Consider the following 25,367-nt stretch of genomic DNA (forward strand, 5'->3'; position numbering starts at 1 on the left):
GCCATGAATTTCTCGCGTTTCTTCGTGGACCGACCGATATTTGCGGCGGTGCTGTCGATTATTATTCTGGCGGTGGGGCTGATCTCGATTCCCAACCTGCCGATCAGCGAGTACCCGGATGTCGTGCCGCCCTCCGTGGTGGTGCGCACGGTTTACCCCGGCGCCAACCCGAAGGAGATCGCCGAAACGGTCGCCACGCCCTTGGAAGAAGCCATCAATGGCGTCGAGGACATGATGTACCTCAAGTCCGTGGCGGGCTCTGATGGTGTGCTGCAAATGACCGTCACCTTCCGCCCGGGTACCGATGCCGAGGAGGCCGCCGTTCGGGTGCAGAACCGCGTCAGCCAGGCAGAAGCCCGACTACCGGAAGCCGTGCGTCGGCAGGGCGTCACCACCCAAAAGCAGTCGCCTACGTTTCTGATGGTCGTTCACCTGACATCGCCCAGCGGCGAATACGACACTCTCTACCTGCGCAACTATGTGCGGCTGAATGTCCGTGATCGATTGGCCCGGCTCGAAGGGGTCGGTGATGCGCAAATCTTCGGCGGGGGAGACTATGCCATGCGGGCGTGGCTCGATCCTGATCGCATAGCTGCCCGCGGCCTGACGGCCAGTGATGTGGTCGGCGCCATGCGTGAACAGAACGTGCAGGTCTCCGCCGGGCAGTTAGGGGCCGAACCCATAGAAGAGAGTGACTTCCTCACCCTGATCAACGCCCGAGGGCGGCTGGAAACGGTCGAGGAGTTTGGCGACATCGTGCTGAAGCGCGGTGAGGGCGGCGAGATCCTCAGGCTTGCGGATGTGGCCCGGCTGGAAATGGGGGCCGGGGACTATACGCTGCGCTCGCAGTTGGACGGCAACAACGCCGTGGGTGTGGGGATATTCCAGGCGCCGGGCGCCAATGCGCTGGAAATTCGCGAGCAGGTCGTCGCCACCATGGACGAGCTGTCTGAACAGTTCCCGGAAGGCGTGGAGTATGAAGCGGTCTACGACACCACTATCTTCGTGAATGACTCGATCAAGTCGGTGATTGCCACCCTGCTGGAAGCCGTGCTGCTGGTGGTGCTGGTCGTCACGCTGTTCCTGCAGACCTGGCGTGCCTCCATTATTCCGCTGCTGGCGGTGCCGGTATCGGTGATCGGTACTTTCGCGGCGCTCTACCTGCTGGGTTACTCCATCAACACCCTGACCCTGTTTGGCCTGGTGTTGGCCATCGGTATCGTGGTGGACGACGCTATCGTGGTGGTGGAAAACGTGGAGCGGAATATCGAAGAGGGCCTAAAGCCTCAGGCCGCCGCGCATCAGGCAATGCGGGAAGTCTCCGGGCCTATCATCGCGGTGGGGCTAGTGCTGTGTGCGGTGTTTATCCCCATGGCCTTCCTGTCGGGGGTGACCGGGCAATTCTATAGCCAGTTCGCGGTGACGATTGCCATCTCCACGGTGATCTCCACCATCAACTCGCTGACCCTGTCGCCCGCGCTGGCCGCGATGCTGCTCAAGCCCCATGACGCGCCCAAAGATCGACTCACCCGCGTGATCGATACGCTGTTTGGCTGGATTTTCCGTCCCTTCAACCGCTTCTTTAACGCCAGCTCCAACAAGTACCAGGGCGGCGTGGCCCGCTCCCTGAAGCATCGTGGTGCGGTGTTTGTGGTCTACGCGTTGTTGTTGCTGGGCACTGACGTGATGTTCAAGGCGGTGCCGCCAGGGTTTATCCCGGTGCAGGACAAGCTGTACCTGATTGCTGGCGTCATCCTGCCGGAAGGGGCGTCGCTGGAGCGAACCGACCAGATGCTTCAGGACGTCGTGGATATCGCTATGGAAACCGAAGGTGTGGAGCACGCCATCGCCTTTCCCGGCCTGAACGCGCTGCAGTTCACCAACACCTCAAACACCGGGGTGGCCTTTCTAACCCTCAGTGCCTTTGGTGAGCGCAGTCTCAGCGCTGCGGAGATAAACGCCCGCATCAACCAGGGCATTGGTGGCTTGAAAGAAGGCTTTGCGTTCTCCTTTATGCCGCCGCCGATTCTGGGCCTGGGCAACGGGTCTGGCTTCCAGCTGTTTATCGAGGATCGCGGCAATCTAGGCTACGGGGCGCTGCAGCAGGCGGTTAACCAACTCCAGGGCGCGATTGCGCAAACGCCGGGGATGGGCTTTCCGATCAGCAGCTATCAATCCAACGTTCCCCAGCTGGATGCTGAAGTGGATCGGCTGAGAGCCAAGGCCCAGGGTGTGCCTCTGACGGAGTTATTCGACACCCTGCAGACTTATCTTGGCTCGACCTATGTGAATGACTTCAACCGCTTTGGCCGCACCTGGCAGGTGATCGCCCAGGCCGACGCCCCTTATCGGGCCAGCGTGGAAGACATCGCCCGGTTACGCACCCGTAACGACCAGGGCGAAATGGTGCCCATCGGCACCATGGTGGATATTCGTCAAACCTTCGGCCCCGACCCGGTATTGCGCTACAACGGCTACCCGGCGGCGGACTTGGCTGGTGAGTTCGACCCCCGCGTGCTCTCTTCCGCCCAGGCGATGGACGTCATCAACGCCCTTGCTGAAGAGGTGCTGCCGCCGGGCATGGCGCTGGAGTGGACCGACCTGAGCTACCAGCAGTCCACCCAGGGTAACGCGGCGTTGGTGGTCTTCCCGCTGTCGATCCTGCTGGTATTCCTGGTGCTGGCGGCGCTTTACGAGAGCTGGACGCTGCCGCTGGCGGTGATTCTGATCGTACCCATGTCGATGCTCGCGGCGCTGATTGGCGTCTGGTTTGGCGGGGGCGATAACAACATCTTCGTGCAGGTGGGGCTGGTGGTGCTGATTGGCCTGGCGTGTAAGAACGCCATCCTGATCGTGGAATTCGCCCGGGAGCTGGAACTGCAGGGCAAGGGCGTGGTGGAAGCGGCCCTGGAAGCCTGCCGGTTGCGGCTGCGGCCGATCATCATGACCTCGATCGCCTTCACGGCGGCGGTGTTGCCTTCGGTAGTCGCCACTGGCGCAGGCGCCGAGGTACGGGCGGCGCTGGGTACGGCGGTGTTTGCCGGCATGATTGGGGTGACGCTGTTCGGCCTGTTCCTGACCCCGGTATTCTATGTGGCACTGCGCAAGCTCTCCGGTTCTCGGCCGCTTGTTAGCCATCACAGCGCTAATTTGGAGACCGATAAGAGCGCCGGTCAGGGTGACTTACCTGAAGTTATTCGCTATTAATCAAAATTAGCTTTGTTGTAAGAGCCCACTGCACCCCTTTTGCTAATCAAGCATCAGCTGGGCAGTGGGTTTTTTCCTTTCTGTTTAGACACCCACTTGGTGACGGCTGCCGTAAACCGCAAGCTATAGTGCCAAGTCTTATCCATGTGTTCATACACTTGTCTATTCTAATAATTCATTTTGGTGCGCTTGATTGATTATGCGCTTTATTATAGCGCGTTTTAATGGCCTTAAAGTGGGGGTTGAAACAGCGTTGTGTGGCGTGAAAATTTATTTCACTTAACCCTTGGTGATATGCTATTTTTAGAAAAATATACTCAAAATAATAGATAGGGGGAAATAAATTGCTTATTGATCGATTTGATTTAAAAATTCTTGAACAGCTGCAGCGCGATGATACTCTTTCTATAGCACAGCTTGCAGAGGGGATTGGTCTCTCTGTTACGCCATGCTGGCGGCGAATACAAAGACTGGAAAAAGAAGGCGTCATTGAAAAAAGAATTGCCGTACTGAGCCCTGAAAAACTGGAGCTTAGTCTCACCGTGTTTGTGATGGTTAAAACGGATAAACATAACCAAGCTTGGCTTAACGCATTTCAGGAAACCGTTAAGGAATTTCCTGAAATCGTAGAAGTCAATCGTTTGGCAGGTGAGTATGACTACTTACTCAAGGTCATTACGCGCAATAACCAGTCTTATGACGCCTTTTATAAAAGGCTTATTGCGAGAATAGAGCTTAGTAATGTCACATCGTGCTTCTCAATGGAACAAGTCAAGAAAACCAACGAGCTCCCCCTCGGTGATCTCTCATGAATGGATGGAGCGCCTGCAGAGCGGGGTGATTGGAGAGGGGCAGTCGATTCCTGGGCCATTCGGCACGTGCCCCTTGCTTTATGCCGACTACACCGCTTCAGGAAGGGCGCTTGATATCGTGGAGCGTGCGATGCAGGAAGCCGTGCTGCCTCTTTACGCCAACACCCATACCGAAACCTCTTACACCGGCAAGATGACCACGCGGCTGCGTGAAGCTGCCCGCCAGACCGTCGCGGAATCGGTCGGTGCCAATCACGACTATGCGGTTATTTTTGCTGGCGCCGGGGCGACGGCGGCGATAGATCGCTGTTGTCGGATTCTTGAACTGACGCCTGGGCAGAGTGCTTCGCAAGCAGCCAAACCTGTGGTGTTTGTTGGTCCCTACGAGCATCACTCCAATGATCTGATGTGGCGAGAGTGTGATGTGGACGTGGTGCGCATTCCGTTAGCCAGCGATGGCCTCCCTGATCTAATGGTGCTTGAACAGCAGTTGCAAGCCTATGCACAACGGGATATCAAAGTAGTAGCCTTTTCGGCCGCTTCCAACGTCACGGGCATTTTGACCCCGGTGCAACAAGTGGCAAGGCTGGCGCATCAATACGGCGGCCTGGCTATCTTTGACTATGCGGCGAGTGGGCCCTACGTGAACATCGATATGGCTGGTAGCGGCCACGATGATCACCTGGATGCCATTTTTCTATCGCCCCATAAGTTTGTTGGTGGGCCGGGCAGTTCCGGCGTATTGGTGATTCGCAAAGCTTTATGCTGCAACGCCAAGCCATCCATCGCCGGAGGCGGCACAGTCTCCTACGTGACGGCGGCCCATCACCGCTATGTCAGTAGTGTTGAACGCCGGGAAGAGGCGGGTACCCCCAATATCCTCGGGGATATTCGAGCCGGGCTGGCGTTTCGTATCAAGGAGAGCGTTGGGGTCGAGGCGATTGAGTCACGCGAGCAAGCGCTGGTGGCGATGGCCGTGGCACGCTGGCAAAAAGTCGCTAACGTGCATCTGCTGGGGGCCCTTGATGTGCCCAGGCTGGCGATTTTCTCTTTCAACATTACTGTCGGTGGCAAGGCTATTCACCACAACCTTGTGGTTGCCATGTTGAATGACCTGTTTGGTATCCAGGCGAGAGGGGGGTGTTCCTGTGCGGGGCCTTATGGTCATGAACTGCTCGCCATTGATAACGAGACCGCAGCAGAACATGAGTTTTTAGTCCAAAAAGGTAAAAGCATATATCGCCCAGGTTGGGTAAGGCTCGGATTTAACTTCTTTTTTAGTAATGAGACGGCTAACTATGTAATATCAGCAGTCGAGTTTATTGCGCGTTATGCGCCGGTATTAATGAAATTATATTCAGTCGATGAAGCCACCGGTGTCTGGGTCGCTCAGTACCAGAAACGGCCTACTCAGTCGGAGGCGCCAGTGACACCACAACTGTTGGATACGCTTTTGCATCAGGACGCTTTAACAGAGCCCGCCGAGACGCAGGAATCCGTGGATTGTTTTGCCCGAGCACTTGCGTTGGTCGAGCAGGCGAAAGTTCTTCCTTTACCCGCCAGTCGTCACGATGACGACGTACCCATTCGCTGGTTCTGGTGGCCCCATGAAGCAGACCAGGCTGGTGCGCTATATCGCCATTAGCGAGAATCGTTTCAATCGTTTCTCTGATGAGAATCAACAGATTATTCTCGCGGTGGCTCACCCCGCCAGCCATCCCCAAAGTTGATGATAGAGCGGAATGCCAATTAGCACATTGAAGGGGAAGGTGAGCCCCAGTGAGGCCAACATGGCAAGGCCAATGTTGGCGTCTGGAATCGCGGCGCGAATGGCGACAGGCGCGGCAATGTATGACGCGCTGGCAGTAAGACTCGCTAGAATAATCGCAGAGCCTGCGGGCAGCCCCAGCCAAAAGGCCATTAACAGCCCAAGGCTGGAGAGTACGACAGGCGCTATCAGTGCGAAGATGACCAAGCGACTATGTCCCCAGCGCAGGCTGCGCAGCGTTTCTGCGGCCACCAGTCCCATCTCTAGCAGGAACAGCGCCAGAATGCCCTGGAAGGCGTTGGTGTAAAGGCTGGTCACTGATTCACCGGCATTCGGGCCATAGAGCCAGCCGATCAAAACACCGCCCACTAGCAGAATCACGCCGCGATTGGTCAGGGTCTCGTGCCAGAGCCCTGACGTTTTATTCAGCTCTGCAGGTGTTGCAGTGCGGCTATCGCGGCTGAAGCGCCGGTAGAGTAACAGCCCGAGCATAATGGCGGGTAGTTCAAGCAGTACCAGGTAAAGGGTGACTTGGCCGCCGGTTATCAAACTATGCGCTTCAACATAGGCCAGTGCGACCGCGAAGGTGCCGGCACTCACCGAGCCGTAGTGAGCGGCAAGGCTGGCGCTATCTGCGAGCGAAAGCCGCACCACATAGCGAACCACCGGAAAAACGATCAACGGAATTAAAATTCCCAGCAGGGTGACCCCGGCCAGTTCGATAAGCAGCGCGGCATTCAAACTGCCGTGCAACGCCATACCGCCTTTAAGGCCAATGGTCAGCATCAGCAGCAGGCTTAGAATGTCATAAGCGGCTTTGGGAATGCTGAGATCGGAGCGCACCACACCGGCCACCACACCTAACACAAAGAACATCACCACAATATCCGGCACGGACAATCTCCTTGATGGGGTTTTAAAGCGGCTACTTTAACGATCCAAAGGGATTGATGAAAATAAATAAACTTTATATAGTCATAGATAATTATCTATGGTTCAGGTTATGAAAGTACGCCAACTCACTTTTCGCTTGCTACAGGTCTATGCTGACGTGGTTCGCACAGGCTCGATTACTGCCACCGCAAATCGACTTCACCTGACTCAACCAACGGTCTCCCAGCAGTTGAAACGGCTGCGGGAAATTGTCGGTGAATCCATTGTGCGTCAGGAGGATGGTCGCGTGGTGCCCACTGAGGTTGGCCAAGCGCTCTATCAGCTAAGTCAGGACTTGCTTAGCCGTGCCGATGTGTTTAGTCAGTACGTGGAAGAGTACAGCAGCGGCGGGCGTGGGCACTTCAGTATTGGCTTGGTCAATACCGCGCAATATGTATTGCCACGGCTATTAGGGCCGTTTAATCAGGCTAATCCGCAGGTCGATATCACGGTGGAGATCGGTAATCGTCAGCAGATGCTCAATCGTTTTGAGCGCCATGAAGACGACCTTTACGTATTTAGTCACCCGCCTTTGGATGATGAGGTGCTGGCCGCTCCGTTCCTGAGCAACCCCTTGGTAGTGGTGGGGCCGGAGGCGTCCCACTGGGCCGATGTCAACGACCTCACCATGGAGGCCCTAAAAGACCAGCGTTTTCTGCTGCGCGAACCAGGCTCCGCAACCCGGCATACCTTTGATGCCTGGCTGTACAGTGCGGGTATTGAGCTGCGCTCCACCCAGCAGATCGCCAGCAATGAGGCTATTCGCCTTGCCGTGGCCTCGGGCATGGGGTTGGCGGTGCTGTCCCGGCATGTGGTGGCAGATGCCCCCAAAGGCATTCAAGAGCTGCCCTTGCAGGGCTTCCCGCTGAAAAGTCGCTGGCATTTTGTGGTGCGCAGAGAGCGTCGCTTACCGCCCGCCGCCTATCGTTTTTTGAGCTTTGTACAAGGCTCGCTGGCTCAAGCATTTGACGAGCCCGAAGGGGAACTGGCGGTGGCTGAACTGCTGCAAGCCTTAAAGGTTGAGCGTTGAAACGGCTCCGCAGCAGCATCACTACTCCCGTTGAAGGCGCCGATGAGCTCATACGCTAAGCTATTATGAGAGGACTTAAAAGGGAGCTGAAGACCGCACTCGGTGCATGCAGTCGTGCTTCGATACTCAATTTGGGTAACCGCTGCAAACGGAGGTAACCATGCTGCTCAAAGGATCATGTCACTGCCAGGCTGTGATGTTTAGTGTGAGGTCTCAGCACCCCTATCCATTCAACCGCTGTTACTGCTCTATTTGCCGTAAAACGGCAGGTGGTGGGGGGTATGCCATCAATCTCAGTGGCGATAGCAAAACGCTCAATGTCAGTGGTGATGAGCACATTTCGATCTACCGAGCGGTTATTAATGGCATGCAAAGCACGGGAGAGAGACATTTTTGCAAGCACTGCGCCTCATCGCTATGGGTTTACGATCCTGACTGGCCCGAGCTGGTGCATCCCTTCGCCTCGTCGATCGATACTCCTTTACCTACACCGCCCAAGCGAACACATATGATGCTGGGAAGCCGGGCCGACTGGGTCGAGGTCAATGGGCAGTTCCAAGATAAATGCTTCGACGAATACCCGGATGAAAGTCTTGCCGAGTGGCACCAGCGCCAGGGGTTGGAGTGTTAGAATTCATGTTGCGCCGCTTTCTGCGCTTGTGTTGCACGCTCTCTGTTCTACTCTTTTAGACGAGTTCTTCAGGACTCAACATGCGGCTTGCCGCGCCTGTTTAGGTAGCCGACCGTGTGTTCGTTTGATGATAAGGAGGGTAGAAAGATGGAGTTTGAAAAATATAAGTCGTGTATTGAAGCGTGCAATATCTGCGCGATCTACTGTGATTCTTGTGCCACTGCCTGCTTGCAAGAAGATGAAGTAAAAATGATGGCAGAGTGCATCCGTTTGGATCGTCAATGTTCACAGATCTGCCGCTTGGCAGCTTCCTACATGGCTCAGGGGAGTGAATACGCCAAGGAAATCTGTCAGATATGTGCTGATATTTGTAAAGCGTGTGGTGACGAGTGTGCCAAACACGATGCTAAGCATTGTCAGGAGTGCGCCAAAGCGTGCCATCATTGCGCCAATGAGTGCGCTGCAATGGCGGCCTAAGGCCGCATAAAAGCCTAATCAATTAAACAAAGCCAGCTTTCATACGCAGTGAAAGCTGGCTTTTTTATATTTTAATCTATATCAAAAAATGCGTTAAAAGAAGTGAATCTTCTGCAATAGGGAGATCACTTCGTCATCGCTGGTTTGGGTAAAATCTTGATAGTGAAGGCCAACGGCGATATAGGGTTCGGGAGTAGCTAAACAGATCAAATCGTCAACCTCGGTAGCCAATTCATCCAGCGTGGACTGCGGGGCAACAGGCACTGCCAGGGTAACGGAAGCGGCTCCTACTTGGCATAGTGCTCTGGCGGCTGCTTTAGCGGTTCCGCCGGTGGCGATACCATCATCCACCAATAATATGTGACGTTCGCTAGCGTTAATGGGCGCCCGGTCACCAATATAAGTTTGACGACGGCGGGTTATCTCGCTTAGTTGGCGCTGTACTTCAGCTTCCAGATAACTTTCAGAGGGCTGAAAAATCTGCAGCAAATCAGGTGTCCACAGCACTTGAGGTGGGTCGCCATCGACGACAGCGCCTAGCCCAACCTCGGGTTGCCCAGGCGCGCCAATCTTACGCACGATGACCACGTCAAACGGAAGTTTAAGTGCTGCCGCTACCTCGTAGGCAACGGGTACACCCCCACGGGGCAATGCCAGCACTAGGTCATAACGCGCATCGGATAATACATAGGCAAGCTCTCGCCCGGCTGCGCGTCGATTATCAAAAAGTGCTTGGTGCGTGTGCATGAGTGGCTTCTCAACTCCAAAACAGCCTAAATCCCAAAAGGATAAATGCCTAGCTCTACCTGGGGAGCGCTCGACAGTAGCAGAGTCATCGCGTGATGGGGGCACGTGCGCGGCGGAATTCAGAGGGGCCGTGGGGAGCTGTTGCTGAGTGATCCGTAAGAGTCTCCCAGAACACGAAAGGCGGAAAGATAGCCTAACAATAACTATAGTCAGGAAGAAACAGCTTATCCAAGCCGTTATTTCCGGGAGTCGCCAAGCGGCTCGCTAGCAAGATGCAGTGGGCTAGGAGCGCTGTGTTTTTCGATACAGCCACCACACGTCAAAACCAAACGAATAGAGCAATGAGGTCAATGCACTAATGGCCAGCAGGCTGGCGACTAGGTGAGAGGTTAGCGGCGTTAATGCCAGCAGTAGCGCCACCACCTGCCAGACACAAACAGCCTTGCGTCGAAAGCTGGCAAACAGCGGTGTTGAGAGCCACGGGAACTGCCAGCTGGCGGCGATAAACAGGTAGCGCATTCCGCCTATCAACAGCACCCAAAGTCCCAGCGATTCCAACCGCAGCAAACCCGCACATAGCAGCAGAATCAGCAGGGCATCCAACTCCATATCAAAACGGGCACCGAACCGGGTATGGCTTTTGGTGCGCCTGGCAATCCAGCCATCAACACCGTCCAGTAGCAGAGCGATCACCGCGATCGCCAGCCACTGCCAGATGGCTCCTACAAAGGCATTTGCGGCGAGCGCACCTGCCACTAATGCAATCAAAACCGCTCGAACCAACGTGACCCGGTTAGCCCAGCCCAGTGAGCCGTAGGGCCAGAAGATGACGACCAGGGTGGATATAAACGTGTAGAAGCCTATAGCCACCCCCCAGTTAGCGGGAGTAGCCATTAAAAGGGGTAGACCTTTGCCCAAGGATATTAGCAGCATGCCGCCCAGCATTAGCTCTGCAGCGCCATAGAGGCGTTTAGGCAGGGTGTAAGATGAAGCGTTAGAGAAGAGCGGCATGGTATCTCACAAAGCGGCGTCGCTATCCGCAGTTAAAATAAATGATGCAACTATTTTTATATGTACCATTCTTGTAGAAGAAGGTAGGGTTGTCCATACGATCAAGAAATAGCCAAGTTAGTTTCATTTGTTCCAAATGGTTAATCGAATATTTTCTTTTCACCCGCTAAGCTGAAGATGGTGAACCCTTGAAAACTGTTCTGCCTAGGGCCATGCAATGCATGGCCACACATTATACGCGAGGGCTGAGACATACGGCGTGTCTCTTATCCCTAGCTTTAAGCGCAATGGTGCCACGCCACATTCAACGGAATGAAAGAGAGCCCGGATCCAGTGGGCCCGTAACGAAAAGGAACGCTCATGTCGGCGCTTGACGATGTAGGCAAAGCCTCCAATGCCGCCAAAAAAACCTTGGCCACCGCCTTCTGGGTGACCAGCCCAGCACAAGGCGAGATGCGGCGTGAACAACTAACTCCTCCCGCCCAGGATGAGGTGCATATACGTACCTTGTACAGCGGTATCAGCCGAGGCACCGAGTCGTTGGTGTTCAATGGTCGCGTGCCTGAAAGCGAATTTTCGCGCATGCGTGCGCCCTTTCAGTCGGGCGAGTTTCCTGCTCCGGTCAAGTATGGCTACTGTAGCGTTGGCCGCGTCGAGCAGGGGCCAAGCGCCCTCATGGATAAAACCGTTTTTTGCCTGTTTCCCCACCAGGATCACTACATTGTGCCTGCTTCGGCGGTGCTGGAAGTGCCCGCCAATGTACCTGCAAAACGCGCCGTCTTGGCGGCCAATATGGAAACCGCCATTAATGGCGTGTGGGACGCCGAGCCGATGCTGGGTGAGCGAATCACCATCATTGGCGCCGGTGTCGTCGGGGCGCTGGTAGCGTACCTGTGCGCCCAGGTGCCCGGTGTTACCGTCGAGTTAGTCGATATTAATCCTGAGCGTCGCCAGCTCGCCGAGCAGTTAGGCGTTGCCTTCAGCACTCCCGAACAAGCCCTTCATGGCCAAGATTGCGTGATCCACGCCAGCGGCCAGTCTGCCGGCTTGCGCCAAGCACTGGCGTTAGTGGGCAGCGAAGGTCGCATTATCGAAATGAGCTGGTTTGGCGAGGGGGATATTGCGATCCCTTTAGGCGGTGCTTTCCACTCTCAGCGGCTGACGCTCAAGGCCAGCCAAGTAGGTCAACTGCCGCCCAAATTACGCCCACGCTGGGATTACCAGCGCCGCCTTCAGTTAGCACTGAGCCTGCTGGTAGACGAGCGGTTGGAGGCACTGATCAGCGGGGAAAGCGACTTTGAACAGTTGCCCACGCTTGCCCCTAAACTGTTTGGCCGCGGTAGCGTTGAACTCTGCCACCGCCTGCGCTATCCCGCGTAACCAATTTACTTATCATTTGGAGTCTCTATGTTCCGTTTATGTGTCCGTGACCACTTTATGATCGCCCACAGTTTCAAGGGTGAGATCTTTGGCCCTGCCCAGCGTACCCACGGCGCTACCTACGTGGTGGATGTGGTCTTTCAGCGTCCCGAGCTGGATGAGGACGGCCTGGTGATCGATATCGGTCTGGCCAGCGAAACAGTGAAATCGGTACTGACTGGCTACAACTTCAGCAACCTGGATGAAGTACCTGAGTTTAAGGGCAAAAACACTACCACCGAGTTTATGGCCAAGGTGATCTTTGACCAGCTCGCCCAGGCGATTGGTGAGGGCAAAATGGGCACCACCGCTAAAGGGATTACCCATATGGAGATCAAACTGCATGAATCCCATGTGGCCTGGGCCAGCTACGAAGGCGCGCTATGAGTCAGCGTTTCACTTTAATCGTTGCCGGTGACCCTGCTCAGCGTACCGGCGGCTATATTTACGACGCCCAGATTGTCTCGTCCTTGCGTGACCAGGGATGGGAAATTGACGTCGTCGGCTTGGCAGGCACGTTTCCTGATGCGGATGCCGAGGCGGTAGCAGCACTTACACAGGCCCTAGCGTCGCTTCCCGATCAGGCGGCGGTGGTGATTGATGGCCTGGCCATGGGGGCGCTGCCGGAGGTGATTGCTCAGCATATCCAACGGCTGGATATCACCGCCTTGCTGCATCACCCATTAGGCGATGAATCTGGCCTTAATGAGGCCGATCAGCAGCGCTTTCATCGCAGTGAGTTAAACGCGCTTGCTCACGTGGCGCGGATTATCGTCACCAGCCACTTTACCGCCCGGCGCTTACCGGAGCTGGCGGCCCATTATGAAATGCCACTCAATCCCATTGTCACTGTAGTTGAACCGGGCGTTGCCCTGGCGCCGATCAGCCCCGCAGCAGAACCGGGTGAGGTTCTACGTTTGTTATGTGTGGCAACGCTAACGCCGCGCAAAGGGCAGGATATTCTGGTGCAAGCGCTGGCGGGCGTCGCCGGTGACCACTGGCTGTGCGACTGTTATGGCGGCGCACGTGACTGCGAGTTCACCCAGCGCGTACAGCAACTGATTGATCAGAACGGCTTGCAAAACAGCGTACAGCTACACGGCGAGTGCGATGGCGCTACGTTGGAAGCAGCCTATCGCGGCGCTCACGCGCTGGTACTGCCCTCCTGGTATGAAGGCTATGGCATGGTGGTCACCGAAGCCCTGGCCCACGGCTTGCCGGTGATTACCACCACCGGTGGTGCGCTTCGCGACACCCTGCCTAGCGGCGCCGGTTTGAGCGTTGAACCAGGTGACGTCGACGCGCTTCAAGATGCCCTGAGCCGTTTTTGCCATGACGATGAGCTACGCCACCAACTGCGCCAGGGAGCCGCCCTGGCCCGGGATGCGTTAAGCGACTGGCAAGCAGCGGGAGCGAAGTTTGCTGCGGCGTTAACTGCGCCCGTTGATTCTCCCAATTTACGCCCAGGCAGCCAGTTTGCCTCCGACTGGCTGACGCTGCGAGAGGCGGCTGATATCGATTCCCGTAGCCAACCTTTGGCTGAGTTTGCCGCGGAGTGGCTGAGCGCGCGTACTTCGGCGCCGCTGATAGCGGATCTTGGCTGTGGTCGGGGTAGTAATATGCGCTTTTTGGCGCCGAGCCTGAGTGGCCACCAGCGCTGGAAGCTGATCGATCACGACGCCATTTTGTTAGCTCAGGCGCGCCAACGTGCCGCCGGATTAAGCAATAGCCAAGGGCAGCCCGTGGCCGTTGAGACGCACTGTGTATCGCTGGAAGCGCTTGCCGAGGTGCCGCTCGACGACGCACACCTCGTCACCGCATCGGCGCTGCTGGATCTTGTTTCCCAACAGTGGATCGATGCTTTTGTGGCTCGCATTGCCGAGCGGCAGCAGGCACTGCTGATAGCGCTAAGCGTGACCGGTGAGTGGCACTTTATTGACCCTCAAGGCGCGCCGGTGCGGGATGACGAAGGCCGCTGGCTGCAGGCGATGTTTATGGCTCACCAGCAGCGCGATAAAGGTTTGGGTGATGCATTGGGCGGACAGGCTCACGGGACACTAGTCGACGCCCTGAAGGGGGCTGATTATCGCATTCAACAAGCCGAAACGCCGTGGCAGCTCGCTGCGGGCAGTCAAGAGCAGTTGCCATTGATGGTGGCGCTGCTCGAGGGTTGGGCCGAAGCCGCCACCGAGCAAGCTCCGCAAGCCGCGGCGCGCATTGCCAACTGGCTGCAGCAGCGTCAGCAAGCGGTGGCTAATGGCGAGCTGGGCATTTGGGTGGGGCACTGTGACCTGCTGGCCATACCTCAGGAAGAGGCGTAAGCCGATGGGAGTTGCTGAGCGTTGGCATACCCGCTTGTCCACCCCGTGGCTTCGCCGCGGGCTGGTTAGCGTTGCTCTATTAGCGGCGGTGGCGCTGTGGGTTGAACCTCAGGCTGTGGTGGCGGAGGTGCGGCGTTTCTCTGCCGAATGGGTCGTACTGGCGTTAGCCATCAGCACGCTACAGATTATGCTCTGTGCCTGGCGCTGGCAGTTTACCGCGGGACTGATCGATGTGCCGCTGCGGTTCGCTTACGCGCTACGGGAGTACTACCTGGCGCTGTTGGTCAATCAACTGTTGCCCGGCGGTGTATTAGGCGACGCCGGGCGGGCGCACCGTCATGCCGCTCAAGCACAGTCTAGGGGCCGCGCCTGGCGAGCGGTGATTATTGAACGTGCCTCGGGGCAAGTTGCTGTAGTGGTGTTAACGCTAACCGCGCTGCTGCTCTCTCCGCTCTGGCATGCTGCGCTGGGTGAAGCAGTGATCACAGTGGTGGGGTTAAGCGCATTAGCCGTTCTTGCGGCGCTCATCGTCAGTGGTTTGCTGCTGCGCCAATGGTTTAGCCATTGGCTGGCAAGGCTGCCGAGCTGGTGTCAAGCCCTGGCCCGAGATGTAAGGCGCGGCTTGCTGCAGCGCGGCGTTTGGCCCCAGCAGTTGCTGTCTTCGCTGGTGATTGTGCTGAGCTATGGTCTGGTAATGGTCTGTGCGGCTCGGGCGATTGGCGTTGGGCTACCGTCGCTGCAAGTGTTGGCGCTGACACCGGTACTGCTACTGGCCATGCTTATTCCGTTTTCGGTAGCCGGCTGGGGGCTGCGTGAAGGTGCCGCTGTGGGTGTATGGGCGCTGGTCGGCCTGCCACCCGCCCAGGGCGTGGCGGTGTCCTTGGCTTATGGGGTGCTGGTGCTGTTGGCGAGCCTACCGGGCATCTGGGTGGCGCTGAGTCGTCGCGAAAAAGCGCAGCCTTCAAGCGGTGGTATCCCTCAGTCGCAGGTCGAACAGGGTGTCGTCACCACAGCGGAAAGTTCGCGCGGGCGGGCGCAGCGCACTCTCAAGGGTCTCAATGGGCGTCATTTGCAGCCCTGGTCTGCCGGAGCCGATCAACAGCGGGGCGACCAGCAGATGCAGTCGGTCAACGGCACCCGCCTCGATAAACTGAGACACCGTAATACCGCCGCCCTCTACCAGTACCCGCGTAAGACCTTTGTCGGCCAGCAGAGTGACAACATCACTGGGGTTGAACTGACCGCTAGCATTCAGCGGCAGCTCGCAACGTTCAACGTGGGCCAGGCTCGCCGTCGCCTGCGACTCAGTCCCCACGGCAGACCCCACTATATGCAGCGTCGGGGCGCTATCGGTATTCAGCAGCGCCAAGTCATTGGGAATTCGGCCGCGTGGATCAAGCACCACCCGCGTTGGGTTAGTGCCGCTAACGTGGCGCACGGTCAACTGGGGGTTATCGGCGCTGGCGGTACCTGCGCCGACGACCACCGCGTCGACCAAAGCACGCAGGCGGTGCAGGTGAACCAAGCTTTCATGGCCGTTGATGTAGTGGGAGTGGCCGCTTTCCGTCGCGATGCGGCCATCCATACTCTGCCCCAACTGCGCCACCACCCACGCAGGCCGACTGGCCAGTGGGGTCAGGCAATCGAGCAGTTCACGCACCTCAGCGGCGACCGTTTTGTCCGTTTTCCACTCGCCGGTAGGCGTCAAGGTAATAGCCACATCGCAAGAGCGCTGATGGCGCAACGCCAGCAGCCATTCCCAGGCATCGCCCAGCGCAATAATGTTGATATGGGATTCGGGCATGACGCCTCCGGGCTAAATAAACCGCTCCATCATGCGGGCTCTGGTCAGTTGAGAGCAAGTTGTTCAGAGCAAGAAGTCGTACAGTTGAGAGTAAACAGCTCAGTGCAAGCGTGCACCATCCCCCTTGTAAGGAAGCCAGGAGGCCTACATGTACCAGATTGAACGCGCTATTTTCGATATCCGTCGTGGATTGCCAGTGGTGGTGAATGCCAGTGGGCAGCGTTTGCTCGTGCAGGCACTGGAAGGCAGTGAGTCAGTTGAAGTGCTTGCCCAGTTAGCGGGCGAGCGGCCTTCGCTGGTGCTTACCCGTCACCGCCTAGCGGCGTTAGGTATGAGCTTAACCGTCGAAGCCGCCAGCTTGCCGTTGGTGGCCCACATTACGACCAGTGAGCTGCATAACTTGGCCGCTGCGGAAATGCTTTCGAAACCCGCTAGTGGGCTACTAAGCGGCTTAAAACCGGCAGGATTAGCCGAACTAGGCGCGGTTACCCTAATGCGCCGCGCCTTGCTAATCCCAGCAGCGCTCTGCGCCTTTGTTAGTGAAGAAACCGCAGCGGATATTGAGGAGCAGCTGGCAGAAGGGCGGTTGCTAGAAGTCAACGCTCAAGACGCTGAACAGTGCCTTGCCGGGGCGCCGGGTATGCTCAAGCGGGTGAGCGAGGCGAATATCCCCCTTGAGGATGCCGCCGACAGCCGCTTTGTGCTCTTCCGTGAGCCGGACGGCCTACGCGAGCATGTTGCGGTGGTGATCGGTAAGCCGGAGCGCTGGGAAGGCGCGGTGCCGCTACGTCTGCACTCGGCGTGTTTAACCGGCGACCTGTTCGGGAGCCTGCGCTGCGACTGTGGTGAGCAGCTGCGCAACGCCGTGGCGGATATTCAAGCCATGGGGGGCGGCGTGCTGCTCTATTTGGCGCAAGAGGGCCGGGGCATTGGCTTGGCCAATAAGCTGCGCGCCTATACCTTGCAGGATGGTGGGCTGGATACCGTGGATGCGGATCAAGTACTCGGTTTTGGTGACGATGAGCGCCAGTATGCGGTGGCGGTGGATATGCTTAACGCCCTCAATATCGACCAGGTGCAGCTATTGACCAATAACCCGCTGAAGATGGAAGCGCTTCGCCAGGGCGGTATCGAGGTGGTCTCACGCCAAGCACTGTATGGCAGCGTGACCGACCACAATCAGCGCTATCTGAATGCCAAAGCTACCCGCGGTGGACACTTGCTGGAAGATGTATTAAGCGGCCAGCGATGAACCTGATGGGGCGCTGGCTAAAGTTGCTTCCCTCTGGTTCAGCGATATTAGTTGGCCAGCGGCGGTAGGTGGGCGGTTTCCGTCACGACGCTGGCCAACTGTCGGGCGTAGTGCTCCACGAGCCGTTTGCCTAATTCAGCGCTGGCGTGGCTGGCATCCCCGGCCACACCCTGGGCACTCAGGTCTTCCGCTAACCAAGCAAATGCCGCGGCCCCTTCGGCACTGACTAACGCATCACCTTGGGGCGCCGCGGGCGGTGCTGCCTGGTAGCTCTTTAGCTGTACCAACGTGGGTGCCAAATAGTGCATCATCGCGGTTTCGAGCAGCCCGCCGTGCAAGCCGTAGCGCAGCTCTTCAGCGCCAATCGCGCCTTCCAGGGGCGGTAGCCGAGTATAGGTGGCTTTGACCACGCGCATGGCATGCCGCCGCCGTAGAGTGAGCCCCGCCAAATCCATCACTGCCTTATTGCCACCATGGCTGTTAAGCAGTACCAAACGACGAATCCCGGCGCGAGCTAAACTGTCGCCGTAGGCCTCCAGGGTGGCAATCGCCAGCGGTGCGGGCAGGCTGAGCGTGCCAGGGAAACTGGCGTGCTCATCGCTGGCGCCTACCGCAATCGAAGGCAGGCAGACGACATTTAAACTGGCATCAAGCGCCTCCAGCATCGCGGTCTGCAGACCCTCGCCAATCATCAAGTCAGTGGCTAAGGGAAGGTGCGTGCCATGCTGCTCAATGGCGCCAAGCACCAGTACCGCGACCGGGTCACGTTGGGCGAATTCGGTTAACTGTGGAGCGGTGAGGGTTTGCCAGTGGTGAATCATTGCGTGACGTGCCTATGCCTATAGAGAGTTCAAATAGCATGCGCAAAAATTAACGCGAGTTAAGCAGTAGCGGATGGTCTGAGCGGCAGGCGTAGAGATCCCCGGATGGCAGGGCTTCGCCCCCTGCGCTGAGCCACTCGCTAACCGCTTGCGGTGTTTGCCACTCTGCCCAGCGAAAATGGCGCTGCTCGCCAGCCACTACATTGTAGCGGTACTCGCCAAGACGGCTTAAGTGGTTAACGCAGTCCTGGTTCACCTCCAGGGCGCCGGCGACAAACTCCACCGACAGCGCTGCCACTGGGCGGCTTAGTCCTGCCAGTACCTCGGCCTCAAAGCCTTCAACGTCAATCTTGATAAAGCTGGGCTCGCCATACTCATCAATTAACGCATCCAGCGTAGTCACCGGTACTCGCAACCGTTGCTCCCATCGTACCTGGCTAAAACCTGCGTTGCGTTCGCCAATTTGCTCCCGCCACTCGGTGGCCAGAGTAGAGAGAGTTGGGTTGCCGGGGCTGATAGCGATCTCGGCAAAGCCGCTTGCTGGGCCAGCCGCCATTGGCAGCAGGTTAATGGTCGTTGGTTTCACCAGGCGTTTAAACCACTTGGCGAGGTCGGGCTGGGGCTCCAGCGCCACCACTCTGGCGCCCAGCGCATGAAAAGCCGCGCTACGGTCGCCTAAATGTGCACCAATATCAAAAGCAACACTACCGGGTTGAATGAAAGGCTTATAGAGGCGCTGGAGGCCTCGCTGGCGCCCTGGCCGCCAGTAAATGAATAGCGAGCGGGCAAGCCCACCCGCGCTGCGCAGCCGCTGTAGCGCCATGTGCCGCATTAGTTGAGCTCTCTGAATGGACATGCCTTGATCCAGACAGGCGCTGACGATATAAGTTTTGCTTGATAAGTGCTACTGGTCATCGGGATACCACACGTAATTCCAGGTTTCGCTAACGGGTTCGCCACTTAAGGTGAGCCTTAGGCGCACATCGCTGGGTTGTTCGCTCGCGGGTAGCCGGAAGCTCGCCCGCCAGCCGTTGTTGGGCAGCGGAGTAACCTGGGGGAGCAGAACCTCACCGTGTTGGGAGCTGATATCGAGCTCGACGGGCTGGTCGGCGGTGATATCCGCTAACGCGCCGCCCTGAAAGTCGACGATGAATTGGCGCTGCTCCAGCAAGGAAGAGTCCGCTTGTCCCGGCACGCCCGCGCGGCCATGGCGGGTACGAATGGCGCGGCCAAGGTTGTGTGCGTCAGGCTGAGTATTCAAGGTGTGAGTGAGATAGTGCAGGCGACGGGATTCGCCTGTATCCAGCGAATCGTCCGCCACCCAATAGGCGACAATGTTGTCGTGGGTCTCGTCGGGAGTGGGGATTTCGACAAGTTCCACATGACCCGGTCCCCACTCATCCAGCGGAACAACCCACTGGCTGGGGCGGCGATGGTACTGGGCTTCGACATCCAAGTAGCGATTGAAATCACGCTCCCGTTGCATTAACCCGAAACCCTGAGGGGAGTCGTCTACAAACGTGGAGCTACGCAGGTAGGGGGGATTACTCAGGGGACGCCAGATCCACTCGCCGCTGCCAGTGTGCATCAGCAGACCGTCGGAGTCGTGCACCTGGGGGCGAAAATCGTCCGGCCGCTCGTGGCTTGCCTCACCGAAAGTGAACATGCTGGTGAGCGGAGCGACGCCCAGCTTGGCAATATCTTCGCGGGCAAACAGCTCGGCTTCGACCTCGACCTGGGTATTCTCCCCAGGCTGGATAACAAACCGATAGGCACCGCTGACCGAGGGGCTGTCCATTAACGCCAGTAGCTCAATCTGTTCGGCATTCGCGTCGGGTTTATAGAGCCAAAACTCACGAAATGCCGGGAACTCTTCGCCATCGGGGGAGGCGGTATCGATCGCCAGCCCTCGGGTGGAGAGTCCGTACGCCTGGTCACGCCCCACGATGCGGAAGTAGCTGGCACCCAAAAACACAGCAAACTCATCGTCGTATTGATCGCTATTAAGGGGGTAGTGGAGACGAAAGCCCGCATGGCCGCTGCCGGTAAGGTCTTGCTCTTTGAGCGCGGCGGCATTGCCATCATAGGTGTAGTCCGCAGCAGAGAAGGGCAGGGCCGTTGCCGTATCGTTGTCGATAACGTTCAAGGCAATCGGGGTTTGGAAAAGAAAGCCGCTGTGAAATAGCTGTAGGCTAAAAGGACTCTCGTCTTTCCAGTAGGCATGTTCGGGGTCAAAACGAATCTGCCGGTAGGTATCGTAATCGAGCTCGCGCAATACCTCAGGTAAGCTCTCTTCCGGGGCTTGGTAGGCCTCTTCAGCAAGCTGCTGGGCGCGCTCAATGATCTTACTGAAATGCACATCGTCTTCAGCCAACGCAGGCACGGCGAGCATAGAGCCAATTAACACGACCCATTTGCCAGTCCATCCTTTGGCAACAGGCCTTCTAAAAAACGCTCTTCTACCAACACAGTTACAACGCATGGACGAAATCCTTTCTGGTGAAAGCCTGCAAAACGCGTGGGCCTTATGCCAAGCAAAGCGTGTAGTCTTTACACAATAACTATACGATAAAATATGACAGTACATGATTATTGTGTTTTTCAGCAGCCTTATTCCTCGCTCTTGTGTCTTGCGATTGGGTACACCCTCTCTTTGAGAGAGGGTGTTGACAGGTTATATCAGTGACATTGTAATCAAAGGCAGTTCCAGATGAGGGTTCGATGAGTCGATTATTACTACTGTTGCTAACGCTGAATTTCTTACTCATTGCACCGCTCTGGTGGCGTTTTGGCGAGGTTAGTACCCATTTGCTCGCTTGGGAGGCACTTATCATTGCGCCGCTCATGCTGCTGCTCCCTGTTGGCCCAACGCGCCGTGTAGTGGCTGTCGGAGTCGTCAGTTGGGTGATCCTCGCAACTGCCGTAAACTTAGGCACTGCCGCCACCCATATGGCCTTTGCCCGGCCGCTCAATCTCTATCTTGATGTACCATTGCTGCGCTCAATTTATCACTTGTTAGCAGGTAATGTAGGTCAACTGTTGGCAGTTTGCGCAATGCTGGCGGGAGGGGGCTTATTGTTCGCCATCACACTGATTTTAGTGCGACTGCTGCTGCCCCCGGTCGCCTACTCTGTTAAGCGCCTGCCTGGTGTGGTGGCATTAACGCTGCTAGTCATTGCCACTAGCAGTGCAGCACTTGAACTGAATGGGATCCGGCTAGTGGATAGTGCTCGTCTGCCGATGGTGAACACGACACGCTTTCAGTGGCAGCAAATCACCGATACCCACGCCGCTCGACTCGCCTTTACAGCACAGCTGGAGACCGCACCAATGGAAGCCCGGTCACTGCCGGGATTGGCGGGGCGCAATGTACTGCTCACCTTTATTGAGTCCTATGGCATCTCTGCGCTGGAAAACCCACGTTATTCCGATGTTCTACTGCCTACGCTAGCCGAAATGCAGCAGCGGCTGGGTGAACATGACCTCCACGTGGTCTCTGGCATGTTGGCCTCACCCATTCGCGGTGGGCAGTCATGGCTGGCCCATGCGACAGCCCTCAGTGGCCGCTGGATCGACAACCAGCTGTGGTATCGGCTGATGCTAGACAGCGACCACACCACTTTGATCGATGATTTTCGTGCCACCGGTCAGCGCACCCTGAGTGTAATGCCCGCGATTACCCTGGCGTGGCCGGAAGGCGAGGCCTACGGTTTTGATGAGATCGCCGCAGCGAAAGATATCGCCTATGCCGGGCCTGCTCTCAACTGGGTCACCATGCCGGATCAATTTACTCTCGATTACACCCAGCGTTACTTGCTAGGAGAGACGCCGGTGTTTGCCCAATTGGCACTAATCTCAAGCCATGCACCCTGGACACCCATACTGCCTGTCTTGGATGATTGGTCATCCATTGGCGATGGGCGCATTTTTGCCCCTTGGGAGGACGCCGGTGACCCGCCAGAAGTGTTGTGGCAAGAGATCGAACGCATCCGTGACCACTATGCCTGGTCGGTGGACTACGCTGTGAAAGTCACAGGCCGCTGGGCCGAACGCGTAGTGGATGACAAAACCCTGATGATAGTGCTGGGTGACCATCAAGCCGCGCCGCTGATTACCGGCGACGATGCCAGCGCGGCAGTACCGGTGCATATTATTAGCGGCGACCCAGAGCTATTGGCGCCCTTTATAGAGCGTGGCTTCGTTCCCGGCACGTTGCCTAGGCTCGAAGAGTCGCGCCACGCGCCTAGAATGAGTCAGTTACGCCACTGGCTGCAGGCCGATTTTGGAGAGTTAGCGGTGGATGTGGCACTGGCATGGCGAGAGGAATGACCGCTGGGGCAAGTTTCGACTCTGATGTACGGCCAGTCACCGTTTCAAAGACAATGACAAGGATGCAGCAATGATTCAGCCAGTGATTTTAAGCGGGGGCAGCGGCACGCGGCTCTGGCCGCTTTCCCGAGAGCAGATGCCGAAACAGTTTTTGCGCTTAACCTCCTCCCAGAGCCTGCTCCAGCAAACTCTACGTCGCCTAACCGGGTTAACCGATACCGTACCGATGCTCATGGGTCATCACAGCCACCGTTTTTTAATGGCTGAACAGCTGCGCGAAATTGATCAAGCAGCCACTCTGGTACTTGAGCCTGAAGGCCGCAATACTGCTCCGGCGATTGCCTGTGCTGCGCTGTTGGCGCGCCGGACTGGCGATGACCCACTACTGCTAGTGCTCCCGGCAGATCATGTGATTGGTGATATTCAGGCGTTTCAGCATAGCGTTTCACTGGCCGTGCCGTTAGCCGAAATGGGTTACCTAGTAACCTTTGGTGTTGTGCCGACCCAGCCTGAAACGGGTTACGGCTATATTGCTTGCGGCGGGCCTCTAGAAGGTGGCCATCATCTTGCGGCTTTTATTGAAAAGCCTGATGCCAAACGGGCGGCTGAGTTAGTCGATAGCGGCGATTATTTATGGAACAGCGGCATGTTTCTCCTTCGTGCTTCAAACTACTTAGACCAGCTAAAACGTCTCCAGCCGAATATGCTGAAAGCCTGTGAAGAGGCGGTCAGCAGCGCGCATCGTGACTTGGATTTTCTACGCTTGGGCGAAGCGGCGTTTCGCCGCTGCCCTGCAGACTCCATCGACTACGCGGTGATGGAGCGCTGTGAGCACGCCGCGGTAGTGTCATTAGATGCCGCGTGGAGTGATATCGGCAGTTTTGACTCACTGTGGTCTGCCTTGGAGACGGATGCAACAGGAAATGGTGCCAAAGGCGATACCTGGCTAACCGATACGCAGGATTCGCTGATAATCGCCGAACACCGTTTGGTAGCCACCTTGGGCGTTAAAGACATCATCGTGGTGGAGACATCGGACAGCGTGCTGGTGGCTCATCGGGATAACGCGCAGCAGGTTAAGCAACTGGTTGCTGAGCTAACTCAAATGGAGCGCAGCGAGCCGCACTCAGCGCCACTTGTGCACCGCCCCTGGGGCAGCTTCCACGCCATGGATAACGGAGAGCGCTATCAGGTCAAGCACATTACCGTTAAGCCCGGCGGGCGACTATCGCTGCAGCGCCATCACCATCGCGCTGAACACTGGGTAGTGGTGAGCGGCACGGCCCAAGTCACTATCGGTGACCGTAGCTTTTTAGTGACTGAGAACCAGTCAACCTATATTCCTATTGGGGCACTACACCGGCTGGAAAACACCGGTAAAATACCTCTTGAACTGATCGAAGTGCAGTCTGGCAGTTATTTGGGCGAAGACGATATCGAGCGTTTAGATGATGTTTACGACCGTGATAACGATGAGTGAAGGACGGAATGACTGGCGGCTTACCAAAGCCAGCTATTAGGGCGTGCCGGTGTTAACCCTTTGCGAACATCGACCCAGCCAAGTACGCAACGTACGCCCAGCCATACCGCTAACAGCGGCCAGAGCAGGGTGCCGACTATCACAATGCTGAGCAGGAAGGCGATGCAGGCATACAGGGTGCCGATCCAGAAGGTGCGAATCAGGTAACGATAGTGCTGCTGCAGCCAGGGCGCCGCTTCTTTGCGATAGACATAGGCGATGATGACGCCAATCAGAAGGGTGATATTGGCTGTGACGATACCTGCTAGGTAGAGTGCGTAAATAATCTGTGGCACGCGTATGTCATCGCGCTTTACAGGGTGTTGTGTCATCAGAGCTCTCTTTTTCAGCCTAATAAAGGCGATAGTCGCGGAAATTGGCTAGATTTTGCTGCTCCTGCACTACTTTGCGGTAGCGTTTGTACTCCCATTGATACTGTGCCGGTTCCAAGGCAATTGCACTTTCGACACTCGCATTGACACCAGTGGCAGACTGCACATCCTCGTCGCTATAGACCCGCTCGTCGGCCTCCAAAAAATGGATTTCAAAGCCTTGACCAGGGATACGTAGCGCGACGCCGGTAACTACCCGCGCCTGAGTCCGGGCGACCAATTTCGGGAGCAGGGTGGCGGTGTAGGCCTCGCGACCAAAGAACGGCGCAAAAACACCACTGCCCCAATCGGGCTCTGATCAGGAAGTATGCCAATCGCTTCGCTGCGTTTAAGCGCTTTAAGCAGCGCCGCCACACCGCGAGGGTTGGTGGGTACCAAACTGGCCCCCATGCGTTCGCGGCCATGACGAATGACCGGGTCGAGGGCGGTGATTTTGGGCGGCTCGTACATCGCGGTAAAGGGAAAGTGGCTCGATAGCCAGAAGTTGAGCACTTCCCAGTTGCCGAAGTGGGGGGCAAGCACAATCACTCCGCGGCCTTCGGTACGGGCGTTATCGAGCTTATCGCGACCGTGCACCGCTAAAATGCTGGCTTCTACTCTATTAGGCTCCGCCATCCAGGCATGGCCCAGCTCCAGCATCGTGGCCGTTGAGTGTCGCAAGCTGTGCTGGCCAAGGGTTTTACGCTCCGCAATGGGGAGGTTTGGGTAAACGGCCGCTAAGTTGCGATCGGTTACCCAGCGCTCACGCTTATTAAAGCGGTAAACCAGGGGGCCGAGCGCCGAAGCAGTCCGCCATAGGCGCGCAATCGGCCAGCGTGACAGTTGACGCCATAGCCAGCTGATCGCGTTGGCTTTGGAAAAGCGTCTAGCGTTTTGAGCCCCCTGTGGCGCCAT

General features: G+C 57.0%; 20 protein-coding genes and 2 pseudogenes. 13 read left to right on the plus strand and 9 right to left on the minus strand.

From position 1 onward, the window contains the following. The first annotated feature begins 3 nt into the window (after positions 1–3). The 3 genes from OM794_RS05600 (at position 4) to OM794_RS05610 (ending at position 5,664) form a co-directional block, all read left to right on the plus strand. Entirely contained in the window at positions 4–3,207 is a 3,204-nt protein-coding gene (locus tag OM794_RS05600; protein WP_226248432.1) for an efflux RND transporter permease subunit, read from the plus strand. A gap of 344 nt (positions 3,208–3,551) precedes the next feature. Further along, positions 3,552–4,019: an Lrp/AsnC family transcriptional regulator gene (locus OM794_RS05605; protein WP_226248434.1), complete on the plus strand. Its 468-nt coding sequence runs from the start codon at positions 3,552–3,554 to the stop codon at positions 4,017–4,019. Further along, positions 4,006–5,664 (plus strand): aminotransferase class V-fold PLP-dependent enzyme, encoded by a 1,659-nt coding sequence (locus OM794_RS05610; protein WP_226248436.1) that lies wholly within the window; start codon positions 4,006–4,008, stop codon positions 5,662–5,664. Before OM794_RS05605 ends, OM794_RS05610 begins: the two co-directional genes overlap by 14 nt. Positions 5,665–5,721: 57 nt before the next feature. Here the strand turns inward: OM794_RS05610 and OM794_RS05615 are convergent, their stop codons facing one another. Further along, a complete protein-coding gene (locus OM794_RS05615) occupies positions 5,722–6,681 on the minus strand; it encodes a sodium-dependent bicarbonate transport family permease (protein WP_226248438.1) in 960 nt (319 codons plus the stop codon). A gap of 109 nt (positions 6,682–6,790) precedes the next feature. Between OM794_RS05615 and OM794_RS05620 the strand changes: the two genes are divergently transcribed. The 3 genes from OM794_RS05620 (at position 6,791) to OM794_RS05630 (ending at position 8,858) form a co-directional block, all read left to right on the plus strand. Then, positions 6,791–7,750, plus strand: a complete 960-nt coding sequence (locus OM794_RS05620; protein ID WP_226248440.1) for a LysR family transcriptional regulator — start codon at positions 6,791–6,793, stop codon at positions 7,748–7,750. Positions 7,751–7,910: 160 nt separating this feature from the next. After that, on the plus strand, positions 7,911–8,381 hold the full coding sequence (locus tag OM794_RS05625) for a GFA family protein (RefSeq protein ID WP_226248442.1): 471 nt from the start codon (positions 7,911–7,913) through the stop codon (positions 8,379–8,381). Between the two features lie 147 nt (positions 8,382–8,528). Next, a complete protein-coding gene (locus tag OM794_RS05630; protein ID WP_226248444.1) occupies positions 8,529–8,858 on the plus strand; it encodes a four-helix bundle copper-binding protein in 330 nt (109 codons plus the stop codon). Positions 8,859–8,951: 93 nt separating this feature from the next. Here OM794_RS05630 and OM794_RS05635 read toward each other — a convergent pair whose 3' ends face one another. Both OM794_RS05635 and OM794_RS05640 read right to left on the minus strand, forming a co-directional pair. Beyond that, entirely contained in the window at positions 8,952–9,605 is a 654-nt protein-coding gene (locus OM794_RS05635; RefSeq protein WP_265154341.1) for a phosphoribosyltransferase, read from the minus strand. A 282-nt stretch (positions 9,606–9,887) separates the two neighbouring features. Continuing rightward, on the minus strand, positions 9,888–10,616 hold the full coding sequence (locus tag OM794_RS05640; RefSeq protein ID WP_226248447.1) for a CDP-alcohol phosphatidyltransferase family protein: 729 nt from the start codon (positions 10,614–10,616) through the stop codon (positions 9,888–9,890). Between the two features lie 360 nt (positions 10,617–10,976). Here OM794_RS05640 and OM794_RS05645 point away from each other — a divergent pair, with 360 nt between their 5' ends. The 4 genes and pseudogenes from OM794_RS05645 to OM794_RS05660 all read left to right on the plus strand — a co-directional run. Beyond that, positions 10,977–11,996 (plus strand): zinc-dependent alcohol dehydrogenase, encoded by a 1,020-nt coding sequence (locus tag OM794_RS05645; RefSeq protein ID WP_226248449.1) that lies wholly within the window; start codon positions 10,977–10,979, stop codon positions 11,994–11,996. A gap of 27 nt (positions 11,997–12,023) precedes the next feature. Next, entirely contained in the window at positions 12,024–12,422 is a 399-nt protein-coding gene (locus OM794_RS05650) for a 6-pyruvoyl trahydropterin synthase family protein (RefSeq protein ID WP_226248452.1), read from the plus strand. Continuing rightward, entirely contained in the window at positions 12,419–14,356 is a 1,938-nt protein-coding gene (locus OM794_RS05655) for a glycosyltransferase (protein ID WP_226248454.1), read from the plus strand. Before OM794_RS05650 ends, OM794_RS05655 begins: the two co-directional genes overlap by 4 nt. Positions 14,357–14,360: 4 nt before the next feature. Continuing rightward, positions 14,361–15,260 (plus strand): annotated as a pseudogene (locus OM794_RS05660) (lysylphosphatidylglycerol synthase transmembrane domain-containing protein); the annotation flags it as partial. A 57-nt stretch (positions 15,261–15,317) separates the two neighbouring features. Here the strand turns inward: OM794_RS05660 and OM794_RS05665 are convergent. Then, positions 15,318–16,160, minus strand: coding sequence for a RibD family protein (locus OM794_RS05665; protein WP_226248767.1), 843 nt, complete (start codon positions 16,158–16,160; stop codon positions 15,318–15,320). Between the two features lie 148 nt (positions 16,161–16,308). Here OM794_RS05665 and ribA point away from each other — a divergent pair, with 148 nt between their 5' ends. Beyond that, on the plus strand, positions 16,309–17,412 hold the full coding sequence (ribA, locus tag OM794_RS05670) for a GTP cyclohydrolase II RibA (RefSeq protein ID WP_265154342.1): 1,104 nt from the start codon (positions 16,309–16,311) through the stop codon (positions 17,410–17,412). 47 nt (positions 17,413–17,459) lie between these two features. Here ribA and OM794_RS05675 read toward each other — a convergent pair whose 3' ends face one another. From OM794_RS05675 to OM794_RS05685, 3 genes are read right to left on the minus strand one after another with little or no spacing between them, the layout of a single operon-like run. Beyond that, entirely contained in the window at positions 17,460–18,233 is a 774-nt protein-coding gene (locus OM794_RS05675) for a creatininase family protein (protein WP_226248456.1), read from the minus strand. A 49-nt stretch (positions 18,234–18,282) separates the two neighbouring features. Next, positions 18,283–19,089: an FkbM family methyltransferase gene (locus tag OM794_RS05680; RefSeq protein WP_226248458.1), complete on the minus strand. Its 807-nt coding sequence runs from the start codon at positions 19,087–19,089 to the stop codon at positions 18,283–18,285. A 48-nt stretch (positions 19,090–19,137) separates the two neighbouring features. Then, positions 19,138–20,625 (minus strand): glucan biosynthesis protein, encoded by a 1,488-nt coding sequence (locus OM794_RS05685; protein ID WP_226248769.1) that lies wholly within the window; start codon positions 20,623–20,625, stop codon positions 19,138–19,140. Positions 20,626–20,954: 329 nt separating this feature from the next. Here OM794_RS05685 and OM794_RS05690 point away from each other — a divergent pair, with 329 nt between their 5' ends. Beyond that, the gene (locus tag OM794_RS05690; RefSeq protein WP_226248460.1) at positions 20,955–22,562 is read left to right on the plus strand and encodes an alkaline phosphatase; all 1,608 of its coding nucleotides are present in this window, start codon (positions 20,955–20,957) and stop codon (positions 22,560–22,562) included. A 70-nt stretch (positions 22,563–22,632) separates the two neighbouring features. After that, complete coding sequence (locus OM794_RS05695; protein WP_226248462.1) at positions 22,633–24,042, plus strand: mannose-1-phosphate guanylyltransferase/mannose-6-phosphate isomerase; 1,410 nt, start codon at positions 22,633–22,635, stop codon at positions 24,040–24,042. A gap of 20 nt (positions 24,043–24,062) precedes the next feature. Here the strand turns inward: OM794_RS05695 and OM794_RS05700 are convergent, their stop codons facing one another. Together OM794_RS05700 and OM794_RS05705 are read right to left on the minus strand one after the other, a co-directional pair. Further along, complete coding sequence (locus OM794_RS05700; RefSeq protein WP_226248464.1) at positions 24,063–24,413, minus strand: DUF4870 family protein; 351 nt, start codon at positions 24,411–24,413, stop codon at positions 24,063–24,065. Between the two features lie 19 nt (positions 24,414–24,432). Further along, positions 24,433–25,367, minus strand: a pseudogene (locus OM794_RS05705) (lysophospholipid acyltransferase family protein).

It is taken from the genome of Halomonas sp. BDJS001 (assembly GCF_026104355.1).
GTDB lineage: Bacteria > Pseudomonadota > Gammaproteobacteria > Pseudomonadales > Halomonadaceae > Vreelandella.